Origin of the sequence: Yersinia thracica (assembly GCF_902170565.1) — a bacterium.
Lineage (GTDB): Bacteria > Pseudomonadota > Gammaproteobacteria > Enterobacterales > Enterobacteriaceae > Yersinia > Yersinia thracica.
This window is the reverse complement of record NZ_CABHXX010000030.1, coordinates 182,824-200,697: the sequence shown is the minus strand read 5'-3', so window position 1 is coordinate 200,697 and position 17,874 is coordinate 182,824. Positions and strand designations below refer to the sequence as shown.

Sequence of the window (17,874 nt, the reverse complement as noted above, 5' to 3'; positions counted from 1 at the left end):
GATGTAAACGAAATGACACGAAGCAATGTAGAAGTTCCAGATGAAGTGCAGGCTTGGGTCAGCGATGGTCGCTACAAAGAAGGTTTTTTTACACAGCTCGCAACCGATGAGCTGGCGAAAGGCCTCAATGAGGATGTTATTCGCGCCATTTCTGCAAAGCGTAACGAGCCGGACTGGATGCTGGAGTTTCGCCTCGGGGCTTATCGAAGTTGGCTGGAAATGGAAGAGCCGCACTGGCTGAAAGCACAGTATAAAAGCCTGGATTATCAGGATTATAGCTATTATTCCGCGCCATCCTGCGGCAGCTGTGATGATAACTGTGATTCGCAGCCCGGTGCCCTGCAGCAGTCATCAGCCGATGATTCAGCCGCGCACACGATGAATGAGTATCTCACCGCCGAGGTCGAATCTGCCTTTGCCCAACTAGGGGTGCCGGTGCGGGAAGGGGCTGAAGTGGCGGTTGACGCCATTTTTGACTCGGTTTCGGTGGCAACCACTTATCGAGGGAAACTGGCCGAACAAGGCATTATTTTCTGCTCATTTGGTGAAGCTATTCAGGAATACCCGGATCTAGTGCGTAAGTATCTTGGCTCAGTGGTGCCAGCGAAAGATAACTTTTTTGCCGCGCTTAATGCCGCAGTGGCTTCTGATGGCACTTTTGTTTATGTGCCAAAAGGGGTGCGCTGCCCGATGGAGTTATCGACCTATTTCCGCATTAATGCCGCCAAAACCGGTCAATTTGAGCGCACCATTCTGATTGCTGACGAAGACAGTTATGTCAGTTATATCGAGGGGTGCTCTGCGCCAGTTCGTGATAGTTATCAGTTGCATGCGGCGGTGGTTGAAGTCATTTTGCATAAAAATGCCGAAGTGAAATACTCGACCGTGCAGAACTGGTTTGCCGGGGCTGACAGCACCGGCGGTATTCTCAACTTTGTGACCAAACGGGCGTTGTGTGAAGGTGAAGGCTCCAAAATGTCGTGGACCCAATCTGAGACCGGCTCGGCGATTACCTGGAAATACCCCAGTGTGATTTTGCAGGGCGATAACTCCATTGGTGAGTTTTTCTCCGTCGCACTGACCAATGGCCATCAGCAGGCGGATACCGGCACTAAGATGATCCACATTGGCAAAAACACCAAATCAACCATTATTGCCAAAGGGATCTCCGCCGGACACAGCCAAAATACCTATCGTGGGTTGGTGAAAATCCTGCCGGGTGCGGATAACGCGCGTAATTTCACTCAATGTGACTCGATGCTGATTGGCCCTGATTCCGGCGCGCATACTTTCCCTTATGTGGAAGTGCGCAATAACACGGCGCAATTGGAGCACGAAGCGACAACCTCCAAAATTGGCGATGACCAACTGTTTTATTGTTTGCAGCGCGGCATCAGTGAAGATGATGCCATCTCAATGATTGTTAACGGCTTCTGTAAGGACGTGTTCTCCGAATTGCCGCTGGAGTTTGCCGTCGAAGCACAGAAATTGTTGGCTATCAGCTTGGAACACAGTGTGGGTTAAGTCTGAGCTGAATAAGTATTTGCAGAGTTTTGCGCGCCTGCGCACCAAGGAAACCTATGTTAAGTATCAAGAACTTAAAAGTCAGTGTCGAAGGTAACGAGATCCTTAAAGGTTTGGATCTGGAGATCAAACCCGGTGAAGTGCATGCCATTATGGGGCCAAACGGCTCAGGGAAAAGTACTTTGTCAGCGGCGCTGGCCGGGCGAGAAGAATATGAGGTCACTGAAGGCAGTGTGACTTTCAAGGGTAAGGATTTGCTGGAGCTGGCCCCGGAAGATCGTGCGGGTGAGGGCGTCTTTCTGGCCTTCCAGTATCCGGTAGAAATTCCGGGGGTCAGTAACCATTTCTTCCTGCAAACCGCCGTCAATGCGGTGCGTAAATACCGTCAACAGGAACCGCTGGATCGTTTTGATTTTGCTGATTTCATTGAAGAGAAAATTGAGTTGCTCAAAATGCCGGCAGATTTGCTGACCCGTTCAGTGAATGTGGGCTTCTCGGGCGGTGAGAAAAAACGCAACGATATCTTGCAGATGGCGGCGCTGGAACCCTCTTTATGCATTCTGGATGAAACTGACTCCGGTCTGGATATTGATGCGCTGAAAATTGTCGCCAACGGGGTGAACTCGCTGCGCAATGAAAATCGCGCCTTTATTATTGTGACTCACTATCAGCGCATCCTCGATTACGTCAAACCTGACTTTGTCCATGTGTTGTATCAGGGGCGAATCATTAAATCTGGTGATTTCACGCTGGTGAAACAGTTGGAGGAGCAAGGCTATGGCTGGCTTACCGACCAACAGTAATATTCCAAACAGTAATATACCAAAACAACAACGCATTCTTGCAGAGCAGCGTAGCAATGCCTTAGCGAATTTTGGCCAGCTATTTGAACAGAGTCAAAAGGTTAAGCAGCACCAAAATGGTCAGGGCGCTGAAGCGACGGCACATTGGCAACAGGTGCTGGCATTGGGCTTCCCCAGCATCAAGCATGAAGATTGGAAATACACACCGCTGGAGCATTTATTCGCCCATAGCTTCGGCTTTGCTAAGGTGGTGAAAGTGACGGCGGCTCAGCGCGATAATTTGTCATTGTTGCAAGATGCCCATCGTTTGGTTTTCATTGATGGACGATATGCCCCAGAATTGAGTGACAGTGAATGTGGCCCGTATCAACTGGCGTATCTAACTGAAAATACTCAGTTTCCAGCGGCTATTCAGTCAGAAGTCTTTTTGCATCTGACCGAAAGCCTGGCACAGGAAAACTTGCACATCCGCTTGCCTGCTGGGCAACACAGTGATAAACCGCTGTATCTGCTGCATATCAGTTCCGGCAATAGCGCTGAGGTGGTGAATACCAGCCATTACCGTCACCATCTGGCGATTGAAGCGGGCGCACAGGCCGAGGTCATTGAGCATTTTGTCAGTCTTAATGAACAGCCGCATTTTACCGGTGCTCGGCTGACTGTCTCGGTGGGTGAAAATGCCGAGTTGAACCATTGCAAACTGGCGTTCGAAGCGCCTCAAAGCACCCATTTTGCCCATAACGACTTAGTGTTAAGCCGTGATGCGCGAGCAAAAAGTTATAGCTTCTTGCTCGGCGCGGGGCTGACCCGCCATAACACCAGCGCCCAGTTAAATGGCGAGGGTGCCAGTTTGTCGATGAATAGCTTACTGCTTCCTATAGGGCGCGAAATTTGTGACACCCGCACTTATCTGGAACATAACAAAGGCTACTGTGACAGCCGCCAGCTTCACAAAATCATAGTGCGCGAGCGGGGCAAAGCTGTCTTTAATGGCATGATAAAAGTCGCTCAGCATGCAATAAAAACTGACGGCCAGATGACCAATAATAACTTGCTGCTCAGTAAGTTAGCTGAGGTGGATACCAAACCACAGTTGGAAATTTATGCCGATGATGTGAAATGCAGCCACGGGGCTACCGTCGGGCGCATTGATGCAGAACAGCTGTTTTATCTGCAATCACGCGGTATCAATCAAGCCGATGCGCAGCAAATGATTATTTTTGCTTTTGCCGCCGAATTGACCGAAGCCATTCATCACGAAGCCATTCGCAAAGTGGTTTTGGCGCGAATTGCGGAACGCTTGGCTGGGGAGTCGCTATGAGTTTTCCTATTGAGCGGATAAGAGCTGATTTCCCCCTGCTTGGCCGTGAGGTTAACGGCCAGCCGTTGGCCTATCTGGACAGCGCCGCCAGCGCGCAGAAACCACAAGTGGTTATTGACCGGGAACTTAACTTCTATCGTGCGGATTATGCGGCGGTTCATCGGGGAATTCACACCCTGAGTGCCGAAGCTACCGGACAAATGGAAGCGGTACGTCAACAGGTCGCGGACTTTATTCATGCCGCGTCTGTTGAAGAGATTGTTTTTGTCAAAGGCACCACTGAAGCCATCAATTTGGTGGCGAACAGTTATGGCCGCCATTTTCTGCAAGCCGGTGACAGCATTATCATTACCGAAATGGAGCATCACGCCAATATTGTGCCGTGGCAGATGCTGGCAAAAGATATTGGCCTTGACATCCGTGTTTGGCCGCTGACGGCGACCGGTGAACTTGAATTAACCGCGTTGGCGGGTTTGATTGACGGCACCACCAAACTGCTGGCAATCACCCAGGTTTCCAATGTGCTGGGGACAGTGAATCCCATCAAAGACATCGTGGTGCAAGCTAAAGCCGCGGGCTTGGTGGTGCTGGTGGATGGCGCGCAGGCGGTGATGCATCAGCCGGTCGATGTTCAGGATTTGGGCTGCGATTTTTATGTTTTCTCTGGACATAAACTGTACGGCCCATCGGGCATCGGTATTTTGTACGGCAAAAGTGAATGGCTACAAAAAATGCCGCCATGGGAAGGGGGCGGTTCGATGATCAAAACTGTCAGCCTGACGCAGGGCACCTCCTTTGCTGATGCGCCATGGCGTTTTGAAGCGGGATCGCCAAATACTGCCGGTATTATGGGGCTGGGGGCTGCAATCAGTTATGTGAATCAGTTGGGGCTTGCCGAGATCCAGCAATATGAGCAAACACTGATGCAGTATGCATTGGAACAACTGAGCCAGATTAAGAGCCTGACACTGTATGGCCCGGTAAACCGGGCTGGGGTTATCGCGTTCAATCTGGGTCAGCATCATGCTTATGATGTCGGCAGTTTCCTGGATCAATACGGTATTGCGATTCGTACCGGGCATCATTGCGCCATGCCGCTGATGGCATTCTACCAGGTGCCAAGTATGTGCCGGGCGTCGCTGGCGCTGTATAATACCCGCGAGGAAGTCGATCGGCTGGTGGTTGGGTTGCAGCGCATCGAAAAATTGCTGGGCTGAGAGCAGACAGCTCGCGACAGTGCCCCCGAAAGCCGATTATCATAACAAGTAGTCGGCTTTTATTTTTACAGTAGGAAGCATGTTATGGCTGGTTTGCCAGATAGAGATAAATTGATTCGTAATTTTTCCCGCTGTTTAAATTGGGAAGAAAAATACCTGTATGTGATCGAATTAGGTGCGCAGTTGCCGCCCTTAACTGAGCAGCAGCGCCAACCAGAGAATCTTATTTCTGGCTGCCAAAGTCAGGTGTGGATTGCCATGACTCGCTCTGAGGCGGGACATGTGGTTTTTGCCGGTGATAGTGATGCCGCTATCGTCAAAGGTTTGGTCGCGGTGGTGTTCATCCTGTATCAAGGTTTGACGCCACAGCAGATAATTGAGTTAGATGTTCGGCCCTTTTTTGCCGATTTAGCCCTCAGTCAGCACTTAACACCTTCGCGTTCCCAAGGTCTTGAAGCCATGATCCGCGCCATTCGAACTCAGGCTGTTGCCCTCAACCTTTGCTGATCTACGCCAACATTTTGTGCTTTATTCTTCGCGCTGTGTGCATTTTGCGCCGCGCGTCACAGTATTAAAATGGTGATATTTCAGCAGCTTAAATCGGCCCCCATGCTAGAAAAAGCATAATAAATTACATTGTAACACCTTGATTTTTAGAGATATAAATTGCCTTTATAATATGGGCTGTTACTATATGGTGGCCTTATAATTGGCTGCTAAAATTAACGTAGATATATCCATCATCTTTCAAACTGCTGGTGCGTTGGCTGCTTTCGTTCCCCCGAATCACTTACTTGTTTAAGTTCATCGGGATTATGAGCCTCACCCTGTGGCGCTGTTCAACATGGTTTACAACCAAGTTGTCACTCGCTTGCCGCTTTCCTGCAATTTGAAATTTATTGGGTATAGCCGTGTAAATCGAATTTTAAGAAGTGATGTAGGAACTAAGCATGAAACGTGCATTAACTTTGATTGGTATGTTATTCGCAACTTGTCTCGCGGGAAGTATCACCGCTGCCAATGCGACCGAGTATCCTCTGCCGCCAGCCAATAGTCGTCTGATTGGTGAAAATACTACTTATACTGTTCCAAATGATGGCCGTCCGCTGGAGGCTATTGCTGCCGATTATAAAATCGGTTTGTTGGGGATGCTGGAAGCAAACCCAGGTGCTGACCCGTATTTGCCATTACCGGGTTCAGTGCTCACTATCCCGACCCAGATGTTGCTGCCGGATACCCCACGTGAAGGTATCGTCATCAACCTGGCTGAACTGCGCCTTTATTATTACCCTAAAGGTCAAAACAAAGTTGTGGTGTACCCCATCGGTATCGGCCAGTTAGGGCGTAATACCCCAATGATGACAACCTCAGTCAGCCAGAAGATCCCGAACCCAACCTGGACACCTACGGCAAATATCCGTAAGAACTATTTGGCGGAAGGCATTACTTTGCCATCAGTGGTTCCGGCTGGCCCGGAAAACCCTATGGGTCTGTTTGCCATGCGTTTGTCTGCGGGGAAAGGTGAATACCTGATCCACGGCACCAACGCGAACTTTGGTATTGGTATGCGTGTCAGCTCCGGCTGTATCCGTTTACGCCCGGATGACATTGAAGCGCTGTTCAAATCCGTACCTAAAGGTACTCGCGTGCAAATCATCAATGAGCCGGTTAAATATTCCGTCGAACCAGATGGTAAGCGTTATGTGGAAGTTCATCAGCCGTTGTCTCGTGTAGACAGTGATGATCCGCAAACCATGCCAATCGCTATTAGTAGCAGCCTGCAAAAGTTTATCAACGACAGCCAGACTGATGCACAAGTGGTTCAGGAAGCGATTGTACGCCGTGCTGGCATGCCCGTTATTGTCACTGTAGGTGAGACTGCCACTGAGCAGGCTCCGGTTGCTGTAGCGCCTCAGGGCGAGCAACAGGCACAACCACAGAACGAAGAGCAGCAACCTACGGAGCAAGTGATTCCTAAGTTGGTTCAGCCAGGTCCGGTTTATTCAGCTGCGAACTAAGTTCTCAGTCTTACACGCCCCTTTGCCATGGCAGCCGTCGGTTTGCTGTGGCAAAGTTTATCGTGCACCCGTATTGTGAAATGAGTTGATGATAACCAGGGCGTTAGGAAAGAGGTAAGCAGGGAAGGTCACAATCAGAAACGGGTTTCAGCAAGATAAAAAAATGGCGCACAATGTGCGCCATTTTTCATTCAGGAAGTAATATTACTTCTTGTAAGCGTGAGCTTGGTTGTCAAGACGTTGGTTAGCACGTGCTGCATCGTCTTTAGCTGCTTGAACGTCAGAACGGATTGCGTTCACGTCGTTGCTCAGTTGGTCAACTTTAGCGTTCAGAGTCTGAACGTCAGAAGACAGTTGATCGATTTTAGCATTGCTTGAACAACCAGCCAGCATAGTAGAAGCCAGAATTACCGCGCCCAGTACAAGTTTAGTACGATTCATTATTAACACCCTCTAGATTAAGTTAATCTCCATGTAGCGTTACAAGTATTACACAAAGTTTTTTCGAAAGAGAATAAATTTTTAGTATTAGGGGGGTTTATTTTGATCGTTCGCTCAAAGAAGCATCTTGTTTTAAAAAAAAGTTAAAAAAACGAGGTAAAACAGCCGGATTCTTTCGGAAAAGTCCGACTCAGAAAAAACTTTTGGGCGCTTAGGATAAAATGGATTTTTCGGAAAGTTTATTTGGCGATGTTTAAAAAGAAAACGCCGCTATGAAAAGCGGCGTTTTTAATTAGCGTTAACTCTTACGTTGAGATTATAAAACGTGTACGGAAGAGGTATTGGTGGTGCCGCTTGGTACTAAAGCACCAGAAACCATAATGACCACGTCGCCTTTCTGCGCCAAACCGCTGGCCAGAGCCGCTTCTTTACCGATGCGGTAGAAGTCATCTGTTGAAGCAATTTCGGCGACCAATTGAGTTATCACGCCTTTAGTCAGAATTAACTGACGGGCGGTGGTTTCATTGGTCGTCAGGGCCAAAATGGTCGCGGTTGGGAAGTATTTACGCACTGACTTAGCTGATTTACCGCCGCCAGTTGCTACCACGATCACTTTTGCTTCCAGTTTTTCTGCCGTTTCTACTGCGCCACGACAAACCGCTTCAGTGATACGCATTTTGCGATTGTCGTTCAACGTTTCGATGCGGCTAGGCATGATACGGTCTGTACGCTCACAGATGGTCGCCATGATGGTGACAGACTCTAATGGGTACTTACCCTTGGCACTTTCACCAGACAGCATCACGGCGTCGGTACCGTCCAAAATGGCGTTAGCGACGTCGCCGGCCTCTGCACGAGTAGGGCGCGGGTTTTTGATCATGGAATCGAGCATCTGAGTTGCAGTGATAACAACTTTACGTGCACGGTTACATTTCTCAATCATCATCTTCTGCGCGAAGATAACTTCTTCTACCGGGATCTCAACACCCAAGTCACCACGGGCAACCATGATACCGTCAGAGGCTTCCAGGATTTCGTCGAAGTTATTCAGACCTTCCTGGTTTTCAATTTTGGAGATGATCTGGATATGCTCGCCGCCGTGTGCTTTCAGGTGTTCGCGGATTTCCAGTACGTCTGAACGCTTACGGATAAAGGAAGCGGCAACGAAGTCCACCCCTTGCTCACAACCAAAGATCAGGTCAGCTTTATCTTTTTCAGCCAATGCAGGCAGTTGGATAGAAACACCTGGCAGGTTAACGCCTTTGTTTTCGCCCAAGTCACCGTTGTTCAGCACTTTACAAACTACAGTATTTTCAGTAACTTCAGTCACTTCCATACCGATCAAACCATCATCAACCAGTACAGTGTTGCCAATTTTTAGGTCAGCGGCAAAGCCCGGGTAGGTCACTGCAACGATGTTATTGTTGCCAATAACGCTTTGGTCTGTGGTGAAAGTGAAAGTCTGGCCTGCAACCAGCGCTGCATCTTTGCCGCCTTCCAGTTTCATGGTGCGGATTTCAGGGCCTTTGGTGTCCAGCAGAATACCGGCTTTCAAGCCAGTTTTTGCCATAACAGCACGGATATTCTTGATACGTTGACCATGTTCTTCATAGTCACCGTGGGAGAAGTTTAAGCGCATAACGTTCATACCTGCATTCAGCAGGTTGGTCAGCATTTCTTCGGATTCGGTTTTTGGACCGATAGTACAAACAATTTTAGTCTTTTTCATGACGGATTTTTTCTACAAGTTGTGATGGATAAAAAGCGAATGTTCCGTTAAATACAGCAACGGAGTGGGATCTGATTAGTGTCTGGTGTAGCGAAACGTTACCAAGAAGCAAAACATTACTAAGAATAGATGACAGTGGCGGAAATTGAATGGAAAACTTTAGCATGAGGCTAAACGCATGATCGGTATACGATGGCGTAAATGTGAGTTGTATTTTTTTAGCGTATCGGCAGATCAAGATGCTGAAACCATTCAACTGAAACGACGGTTCGTATTATAAGCGGTAAGTCGCGGGAAATGAAATAGAAAACAGAAACTCATTGTCGTTTTTTATAAAAATGGGCCATTAGTCGCGCAAACATAGAGAATAATGCTTAGTTTGTTGCGCAACAAAAAAAGTTTTTAACAATTTTAACAAATGGGTGGTCGAAAAATTGATGAAAGCAATATAACCAGATTTAAAAAACTCGAGTAGGGGGTTTTGAGTAGGACAAGAAATTTAGCAGAAATAGCAGAGTGGTGCGTTCTAATGGACTCGAACCATCGACCCCCACCATGTCAAGGTGGTGCTCTAACCAACTGAGCTACGGACGCACATGATACTCTGGTCACTTCAGGTAATTTAATTAAAGTGGTGCGTCCGAATGGACTCGAACCATCGACCCCCACCATGTCAAGGTGGTGCTCTAACCAACTGAGCTACGGACGCAATCCCTTTACTTAATTACCTGCCATCAATGCTGACAGCGGGGACGAATATTAACGAGCCGCCCGTCTGCTGGCAAGGGGAAAAACATAATATTCACTGCAAACTCACGTAATTGCTGAGCTTTTACCCATTACGCTGTTTTTTTCTTCATCTTTTCTGATTTATAGGGGCGTCAATCACCGGCATAAACCGCCGCGATTAACGCCCATAATACGATTAGCTTCCAAAATAATAGCGCTTAGTGTGCCGCTTTTTGCAGAATAAAAGCGGGCGGTTGCTTTTGCAACCAACGGATGCGCAGCGCCATTAATATTGCCGCTAAGGTCAGGCCAATAACGAATCCAATCCAGAAGCCACTCGGCCCCATGGCCGGAACAATATAATCAGTCAGCCCCAACAGATAACCACTCGGTAACCCCACTAACCAATACGCGGTAAAGGTAATAAAGAAGATCGAGCGAGTATCTTTGTAACCCCGCAATACACCGCTGCCAATGACTTGAATAGCATCAGATAATTGGTAAAGCGCCGCCAGCAACATTAAGTGGGAGGCCATCGCCACGACTTCCGGGGTCTTGTTATACAGCAGCGCAATATGCTCACGGAACACCACGGTAAACACCGCGGTGACACAAGCCAGCATTAACCCCACCGCAATACTGGTATAGGCGGCCACTTTGGCGTTCTCAACCGATCCCTGACCGAGACGAAAACCAACACGAATGGTCGCGGCCACACTCAGTGACATCGGTAACATAAACATCAGCGAGCTAAAGTTAAGGGCGATCTGGTGCCCCGCGACGGCGACGATACCTAGCGGAGAAACCAGCAATGCCACTACCGCGAACAATGTGACTTCGAAAAACAGCGCCAGTGCAACGGGCAGCCCAAGGCCACCGAGGCGTTTCATCACCTTCCAGTCAGGGGCGGCAAAACCTTTCTCTAGCTTGATATCTTGCTGCGAGCGGGCGCGAGTCACATACCAGCGCATCATCAAGAACATCACCCAGTAAACTGTCCCGGTTGCGACCCCGCAACCCACCCCACCGAGCGCTGGGGCACCAAATTTACCGTAGATAAAAATATAGTTAATGGGGATGTTGACCAATAAGCCAATAAAGCCAATCACCATCCCAGGTTTGGTTTTGGATAATCCCTCACACTGATTTCGCAGCACCTGGAAAAATAGATAACCGGGCGCGCCCCACATAATGGCATGTAGGAAACCAACCGCTTTGTCGGCCAGCACCGGATCAATATTGTGCATCTGTTTAATAATCTGGTCGCTGTTATAGATGACCACCATAATTAACAGTGAGACACAGGATGCTAACCAAAACCCTTGTCTGACCTGATGAGCAATCTGATTGCGCCGCCCAGAGCCGTTAAGTTGGGCGACCGTCGGGGTCAGCGCCAATAATAACCCGTGCCCGAATAAAATAGCCGGTAACCAGATGGAAGTCCCAACAGCAACGGCCGCCATATCGGTCGCACTGACAGAACCGGCCATAATAGTATCAACCACGCCCATGGCTGTTTGGGACAATTGCGCGATAACAACAGGAATAGCGAGAGCCAATAAGCTACGCGCCTCGACGATATACTTCTGCACGCATACACCCTTTTAATTATATCCTTCGTATTTGAAGCCGCAGGGGTGTTAGCTGCGCGCGCTCACCCGAATCACTTAGCTGTGTAAGCTCATCGGGACTCGTTTGCTTGCTGCCTACCTGCAACTCCAACTACTTTGGCTATCTGATTTCAATAACAGCTATTTATCGCGCACTGAGCGATAAATAAAATAGCGGAAAAACGTTGGAGCATAAAAAGTATAAAAGATTGTACCTTCTCACGGAGCTTAAGCAATCCTTGTCAGTCAATATCAACTCAATATCAACGAAATAACGTCAATATAAATTTTTAGTCTAAGTGGTTTGGTTTTCCTTATCTTCTGAGGCAAAATCACGGCAAAGAAATTCTCTCTCTAGATAAGAGGCATGGCGTATGTTTACCGGTATTGTTCAAGGCACCGCGCCCGTGGTAGCCATCGACGAAAAATCCAACTTCCGCACTCATGTGGTTGAAATGCCAACTGAAATGTTGCCTGAGTTAACCTTGGGGGCTTCTGTGGCCCATAATGGCTGCTGTTTAACCGTGACCGAAGTTAACGGAAATCGGGTCAGTTTTGATTTAATGAAGGAAACCCTGCGTATCACCAATTTGGGTGATATTAAGGTCGGTGATGTGGTTAATCTGGAGCGTGCGGCTAAATTCAGCGATGAAATTGGTGGCCATCTTATGTCCGGACATATTATGTGTACCGCTGAAATAACTAAAATATATACATCAGAAAATAACCGTCAGATCTGGTTTCGACTGCCCAGCGACGATTTAATGAAATATATATTACATAAAGGATTTATCGGTATTGACGGCATTAGCCTGACCATTGGTGAAGTCGTAGGTAATCGTTTTTGCGTGCATTTGATCCCAGAGACATTGGCGCGCACTACATTAGGTAAAAAGCGTTTGGGGCATCGCGTCAATATCGAGATAGATCCGCAGACGCAGGCGGTGGTGGATACCGTTGAGCGGGTATTAGCGCAACGCGATATTGCACAGCTGTCTGCTGCGGCAGTTGAAAAAGCTGTTCGGGGATAGGGTACTAAAAGTAGGGGGCTGACGAGCCCCCGCCTTGAAAACGCTCTCTAGAGACTAACGCGCCACTCGAATACCGCCTTCTACGCCATTTGGACTGAATAATACCTGCCATAATTGAATGTCTCTGGCGCGGAATGCACCCGCACAGGCATTCAGATAATAGCTAAACATCCGTTCAAACCGCGGGGAGTAATTCTCAGCTAAACTCGGCCATGCGGCTTGGAAACGCTCATACCATGCCATCAGTGTTCGGTCGTAATCTGCCCCGAAATTATGCCAATCTTCCATGATAAAATAAGGTTCGCTGGCTTGGGCAATATGTTGTACTGAAGGTAGACAACCATTGGGGAAAATATACTTATCAATCCACGGGTCAACACTCAGGTCAGTACGATTAGCGCCAATGGTGTGCAGCAAAAATAATCCATCAGGCTTCAGATTTCGGTTAACCACCTCAAAGTAGGTGCGATAATTTTTGGGGCCGACATGTTCGAACATTCCTACAGAAACGATGCGGTCAAATTGTTCATCCAGATCGCGATAATCTTGCAGCAAAATAGTGACATCCAAACCTTCACAGCGTTTTTGGGCCAATTTTTGCTGCTCAGCCGAGATAGTCACGCCGGAGACGGACACCCCGAAATGACGTGCAGCATAAGCAGCAAGCCCGCCCCAACCACAACCAATATCGAGCAACGTCATGCCGGGCGCTAATTGCAGCTTCTCACAGATCATCTGCAATTTGTTTTCCTGCGCTTGCTCAAGTGTTGTGGCGTTTTTCCAATAGGCGCAAGAATATTGCATATTGGGGTCGAGCATGAGGCTAAACAGGTCATTGCCTAAATCGTAATGTTCTTTACCGACAATCCAGGCTCTTTTCTTTGATTGCAAGTTGATAATACGCGCGGCAGCAATACGTAAAGTATCTTTGAAATGGTGTGGAAGTTGTTTTTCCAAGCCAGCTCGGAGAACGCGTTGGAAGAAAATATCCAGGCGATCACATTCCCACCAGCCATCCATATAACTCTCACCTAATGCCAAAGATCCTTCTTGTAATACCCGCTTGAAGAAGTTCGGGTTATTAACTTTAATGTCGAAGGGGCGTGAGCCATTGATTTCAATATCAGCCCGATTCAGCATTTCTTGTACAATGCGAAACCACGGATTTTCTTGAATACTTTGGTCTTCAATACAGGATGAACTCATAGCTTCTCCATCACTTTCTTCTGACTTATGACTCGCGATAAAATCTATATACGCGGGTACATACCAATAAAGTTGGTGTCTGGTATCCATAAAGGAAAGAGGAAGATTAAGAAGAAACCCTAATGACACTTTGGTTTAGGGCCACTCATCCATAAGAGGAAATGTGACGCAATCCACGCGCACAGAAAATGCTTAAGATAATGCTTTTTTTAAATGGTATTCTGATTAGTTCGATTGAGTATAGGCCTGCCGGAGCGCTTTCTCAATAATAAATCGCGTCCGGCCTGCATGTTCTTTAGTGACTATTTATATTGGGGATTAATCCCCCTCGCCCTTGACGCTACAGCTACGTTATCAGCACTCATTCACCCGAATTACTTACTTGAGTAAGCTCATCGGGACTCATTCGCTTGCTGCCTTGCTGTAACGCCAATGACTTTGGGCATTGGATCAGTATGGCCTTTTTCATTTTTCATCGCGTAGCAATGAATGCCATAACCCAATATGGCTAAAGCAACCGTCGATAGCATCACCGTGACGGTTGCCAGTAAAGGTTGGCTGATAAAGAGCGAAACTATCATGCTGGCAATAAAACACAAACCCAACTGAAGCGTGTTTTGTAGCGCCGCCGCTTTGCCAGTATTCGCCGGAAAAGGCATTAATGCATTCGCTACGATAATAGGGTAGCAGGCACCATTCACCAGCGCCATTATGCAAAACGGAATAAGTAAGGTTACCAGTGTTGGTGTCGTCAATGTGGCGATCAGATAGAGCGCAATCATACTGAGGGCATAACCGGCCAACAGCCACGGCAGTAGAGTGTTGCCTTTAATCCGGCTCAATGCACTGCGACAAGCAAAACCCCCGAGCAGAAAGGCTAATGTTTGTGGAACATAGCTCAAACCAATGGCATTCGGGCTATATCCCATATCACCTAAAATAAAAGGTGAACCGGTTAACCAGGCGAAAAAACCCGCGCTGCATGCAGCAAACATCATCACGTTGCCACTAAATACCGGAGATTTCAGCAACTGCCAGAAACTAATGGCACTTTTGCTTTTAAGCCCGCTATCCGAAGCCACTTTTTTCCGTTCCTTAAGCAGTGCGGTCGGGATCAGCAGTAACAATGTAATTGCCAATAAAACGACAAAAATTGACCGCCAACTGAAATGGTTTAATAACCACGCACCTAATAAAGGGGCCAGCGCGGGGGATAACGCCACTAAAGGCATTATGGTCGCAAACACTCGATTGACTTTGCTGCTGTGGTACCTATCTACCACTAATGCTTGCCAGCTTACGGCAGCAGAACAGACCCCGACGGCCTGAATAAAACGCAGAACCAATAACTGTGTCGCGGTTTCAACCCATAAAATACCCAGACAGCCGATAGCAAATAAGCCCAACCCGACTAATAGCACGGGTTTACGGCCTAACTTATCGGAAACCGGCCCCCAGATAAGCTGAGCGATAGCGAAACCGGCGAGAAAGATACTGAGGCTGGCACTGATGGAGCCGGCAGAGGTGTTCAGTTCTTGTTGCATCGCGCCAAAGGCGGGCAAGTACATGTCGGTGGCCAGGTACCCCAACATGCTCAAACCGGCCAGATAGAACATGAAACTCGATGTGGTTTTCATTTTTTGTGTCTCATTATAATTTTGCAGGCAAAACGCTTAGCATTGAAATTCCATTGCGGGGGCATTCTAGCGGCGAGGTATTCGGTTGTGAAACGGTAATATTTGCGCCATGCTATCAAAAAAATTGATAGTAAATATTCAGTCTAAGGGAAGTGCAGAATTATGTGGTCAGAATATTCATTGGATGTGGTCGATGCAGTTGCCCGCACTGGGAGTTTCAGTGCTGCTGCTCAAGAATTGCACCGCGTCCCGTCCGCAGTAAGTTATACCGTGCGCCAGTTAGAGGAGTGGCTGGCTGTGCCATTATTTGTACGGCGTCACCGGGATGTAGAATTGACGGAAGCGGGCAGGGTTTTTATCAAAGAAGCTCGGGATGTTATCAAAAAAATGAATGGCACGCGGCGACAGTGTCAGCAAGTGGCGAATGGGTGGCGAGGGCAACTCAATATCGTGATCGATAAAATCGTCAAACCTCAGCGGAGTCGCCGCTTAGTATTGGATTTTTATCGCCATTTTCCCGATATCGAACTGCGGGTGCGCTATGAGGTATTTAATGGTGTCTGGGATGCACTGGCGGATGGGCAAGCTGAAATGGCCATTGGGGCGACTCGCGCCATTCCGGTTGGCGGGCGGTTTATCTTCCGCGATATGGGCTTTTTGACCTGGCATTGTGTGGTGAGCGTCAATCACCCCTTAGCCCACTTAACCGGTTCCCTTATTGATGATCAATTGCGGCCTTATCCTTCACTTTGTTTGGAGGATACCGCGCGAAATCTGCCGAAACGAGACACCTGGACTTTGGATAACCAACAGCGCTTAGTCGCACCTGATTGGGCGACGGGAATAGATTGCCTGTGTGCAGGATTATGTGTCGGAATGGTGCCTGCGCATATGGTGTCGCCCTTGATTGAACAGGGGAAGCTGGTGGCATTAACATTGGCCGAACCACTGCCGGATAGCCCGTGTTGCTTGACGTGGGAGCAGAATAATCATTCGCCAGCCTTAGCATGGATGCTGGCGTATTTAGGTGACAGTGTCACACTTAATAATGAATGGCTAAAAGATGATAATACCGTGATTGAGGACTGAATGCACAGTGTTAGCTGCCGGTAACAGGGGGCTACCGGCAGGAGAAGATTAACGGCGGTAATCGCGGTAGGGGCCATCAGCAACAGAGCGGCGCTCGACCAGCTTAGGGTGCACTTCAATAGTTTGCGGGTCTTCGCGTTTACTGACAATTCTGTCGAGCAACATGGCAAAAGCGGTTTCACCTAATCGTTCTTTTGGCTGATGAATAGTGGTCAGCGCCGGTGAGAAATACCGCGCATTACGCACATTATCATAGCCGATCACCGAAATATCTTGTGGCACCCGCAGGCCCAATTCATCCGCCGCGCATATTGCCCCCATCGCCATAATATCGCCGCCACAGAACACGGCGGTCGGGCGGTGTTTTTGCGTCAGAATTTGGTGCATGGCTTTATAACCGGATTCTGGCTCAAAATCCCCCTGAACCACCCATTCGTCACGTAGCGGGATATTGGCCTCTTCCAGCGCTTTCAGGAAACCCTGATGGCGACCACCACCGGTATTCCGTGATAACTGACCGGGAATAGCACCGATATCACGATGACCGCGCTCAATAAGATAACGGCCAGCTAAATAGCCCCCTTCGAATGCATTATCAATAATCGAGTCAGTAAAATCGCCACGGGCGGTACCCCAGTCCATCACCACCATGGGAATATTGCGATAATCTTCTAACATCCCCAGCAATTGTTCAGGGTATTCAGAACACATCACCAATAATCCATCGACACGCTTTTGCGCCAGCATGGATAGATAGGCTTTTTGTTTATCCAGATTATTATGAGAGTTACATAAAATCAGAGTGTAACCTTTGCTATAACAGCTATTTTCAACCGCTTCGATCACCTCAGCAAAATAGGGTGCCTCACTGGATGTTGCCAACAAGCCAATTGATTTAGTGTGATTAACTTTCAAGCTGCGGGCCACAGCACTGGGCGAATAATGCAGCTCTTTAATGGCCGCCCACACAGCGGCCTTGGTATTTTCGGCGACGAAACGAGTTTTATTGATAACGTGCGAAACGGTGGTGGTGGACACACCCGCGTGTTTGGCCACATCTTTAATCGTTGCCATAAAAAGAATGACTCCTAAGCTCACCTGTTACAGCAGGTAAGTATTATGTTAATCGTTTGCCTGTATGACTCGAACACCGCTCAGACAGAAACACGATAGTAGGCTGGTAAGTTGAATCAGCAGGCTGTCTGAGAGTTTTTATTGGACGTTATTAGTCGGCATACAGTTATGAACTGCGAATTTTGGCTGATCTGGAGGAAAAGTGAAAGAGTTAATCAATGTTATAAAGTGCGTAATGAGTACAAGATTTTTTTTCTTAACTGTGGGAAAATGATTTAACGCACTAATTGTGTGCCTTTACCTTACTATACTTTAGTATGACAAGTATAAAGATTAACCGGCTGAGGAGTTTTTATGGATACCAATCTGAAAATGTCGCTGATTACGACTGTTGGTGCGCTGGCGATGATTATTGCTTTTAGCTTCGTGGCGGTAATGAATTAAT

Annotated in this window: 15 protein-coding genes and 2 tRNA genes; 9 read left to right on the top strand and 8 right to left on the bottom strand. The window is 47.9% G+C overall.

Annotation, left to right across the window (positions count from 1 at the left end; genetic code table 11):
- The first annotated feature begins 12 nt into the window (after positions 1 to 12).
- The 6 genes from sufB (at position 13) to FTA91_RS04420 (ending at position 6,883) form a co-directional block, all read left to right on the top strand.
- The gene (sufB, locus tag FTA91_RS04445) at positions 13 to 1,524 is read left to right on the top strand and encodes a Fe-S cluster assembly protein SufB (protein ID WP_050115322.1); all 1,512 of its coding nucleotides are present in this window, start codon (positions 13 to 15) and stop codon (positions 1,522 to 1,524) included.
- Between the two features lie 56 nt (positions 1,525 to 1,580).
- Positions 1,581 to 2,327: a Fe-S cluster assembly ATPase SufC gene (gene sufC, locus FTA91_RS04440; protein WP_050115324.1), complete on the top strand. Its 747-nt coding sequence runs from the start codon at positions 1,581 to 1,583 to the stop codon at positions 2,325 to 2,327.
- Positions 2,302 to 3,648: a Fe-S cluster assembly protein SufD gene (gene sufD / locus FTA91_RS04435; protein WP_050115327.1), complete on the top strand. Its 1,347-nt coding sequence runs from the start codon at positions 2,302 to 2,304 to the stop codon at positions 3,646 to 3,648. The genes sufC and sufD overlap by 26 nt, the downstream gene beginning before the upstream one ends.
- Complete coding sequence (sufS, locus tag FTA91_RS04430; RefSeq protein ID WP_050115329.1) at positions 3,645 to 4,865, top strand: cysteine desulfurase SufS; 1,221 nt, start codon at positions 3,645 to 3,647, stop codon at positions 4,863 to 4,865. Before sufD ends, sufS begins: the two co-directional genes overlap by 4 nt.
- An 84-nt stretch (positions 4,866 to 4,949) precedes the next feature.
- Entirely contained in the window at positions 4,950 to 5,372 is a 423-nt protein-coding gene (sufE, locus tag FTA91_RS04425; protein WP_050115331.1) for a cysteine desulfuration protein SufE, read from the top strand.
- Positions 5,373 to 5,815: 443 nt separating this feature from the next.
- Positions 5,816 to 6,883: a L,D-transpeptidase family protein gene (locus FTA91_RS04420; protein ID WP_050115332.1), complete on the top strand. Its 1,068-nt coding sequence runs from the start codon at positions 5,816 to 5,818 to the stop codon at positions 6,881 to 6,883.
- 204 nt (positions 6,884 to 7,087) lie between these two features.
- Here FTA91_RS04420 and FTA91_RS04415 read toward each other — a convergent pair whose 3' ends face one another.
- From FTA91_RS04415 to FTA91_RS04395, 5 genes are all read right to left on the bottom strand, one after another.
- Entirely contained in the window at positions 7,088 to 7,324 is a 237-nt protein-coding gene (locus FTA91_RS04415; protein WP_005165631.1) for a major outer membrane lipoprotein, read from the bottom strand.
- A 316-nt stretch (positions 7,325 to 7,640) separates the two neighbouring features.
- The gene (pykF, locus tag FTA91_RS04410) at positions 7,641 to 9,053 is read right to left on the bottom strand and encodes a pyruvate kinase PykF (RefSeq protein ID WP_038632638.1); all 1,413 of its coding nucleotides are present in this window, start codon (positions 9,051 to 9,053) and stop codon (positions 7,641 to 7,643) included.
- Between the two features lie 517 nt (positions 9,054 to 9,570).
- Positions 9,571 to 9,647 (bottom strand) — tRNA-Val (locus FTA91_RS04405).
- Between the two features lie 38 nt (positions 9,648 to 9,685).
- Positions 9,686 to 9,762, bottom strand: a tRNA-Val gene (locus tag FTA91_RS04400).
- A gap of 238 nt (positions 9,763 to 10,000) precedes the next feature.
- Positions 10,001 to 11,374 carry an MATE family efflux transporter gene (locus FTA91_RS04395; RefSeq protein ID WP_050115334.1) on the bottom strand — a complete coding sequence of 458 codons (1,374 nt, stop codon included), beginning with the start codon at positions 11,372 to 11,374 and terminating at the stop codon, positions 10,001 to 10,003.
- 392 nt (positions 11,375 to 11,766) lie between these two features.
- On the opposite strand from FTA91_RS04395, the gene FTA91_RS04390 reads away from it, so the two are divergent.
- A complete protein-coding gene (locus FTA91_RS04390; RefSeq protein WP_050115335.1) occupies positions 11,767 to 12,423 on the top strand; it encodes a riboflavin synthase in 657 nt (218 codons plus the stop codon).
- 54 nt (positions 12,424 to 12,477) lie between these two features.
- Here FTA91_RS04390 and cfa read toward each other — a convergent pair whose 3' ends face one another.
- Together cfa and punC are read right to left on the bottom strand one after the other, a co-directional pair.
- Positions 12,478 to 13,629, bottom strand: coding sequence for a cyclopropane fatty acyl phospholipid synthase (gene cfa, locus FTA91_RS04385; protein ID WP_145535994.1), 1,152 nt, complete (start codon positions 13,627 to 13,629; stop codon positions 12,478 to 12,480).
- A gap of 392 nt (positions 13,630 to 14,021) precedes the next feature.
- Positions 14,022 to 15,266: a purine nucleoside transporter PunC gene (punC, locus tag FTA91_RS04380; RefSeq protein ID WP_050115339.1), complete on the bottom strand. Its 1,245-nt coding sequence runs from the start codon at positions 15,264 to 15,266 to the stop codon at positions 14,022 to 14,024.
- A 162-nt stretch (positions 15,267 to 15,428) separates the two neighbouring features.
- On the opposite strand from punC, the gene punR reads away from it, so the two are divergent.
- On the top strand, positions 15,429 to 16,355 hold the full coding sequence (punR, locus tag FTA91_RS04375; protein ID WP_145535993.1) for a DNA-binding transcriptional activator PunR: 927 nt from the start codon (positions 15,429 to 15,431) through the stop codon (positions 16,353 to 16,355).
- Positions 16,356 to 16,403: 48 nt separating this feature from the next.
- On the opposite strand, the gene purR is transcribed toward punR, so the two are convergent.
- Positions 16,404 to 17,429, bottom strand: a complete 1,026-nt coding sequence (gene purR, locus FTA91_RS04370) for an HTH-type transcriptional repressor PurR (RefSeq protein ID WP_038632650.1) — start codon at positions 17,427 to 17,429, stop codon at positions 16,404 to 16,406.
- A gap of 354 nt (positions 17,430 to 17,783) precedes the next feature.
- Between purR and cydH the strand changes: the two genes are divergently transcribed.
- Positions 17,784 to 17,873: a cytochrome bd-I oxidase subunit CydH gene (gene cydH / locus FTA91_RS04365; RefSeq protein WP_016266160.1), complete on the top strand. Its 90-nt coding sequence runs from the start codon at positions 17,784 to 17,786 to the stop codon at positions 17,871 to 17,873.
- The last annotated feature ends 1 nt before the right edge of the window (position 17,874 follow it).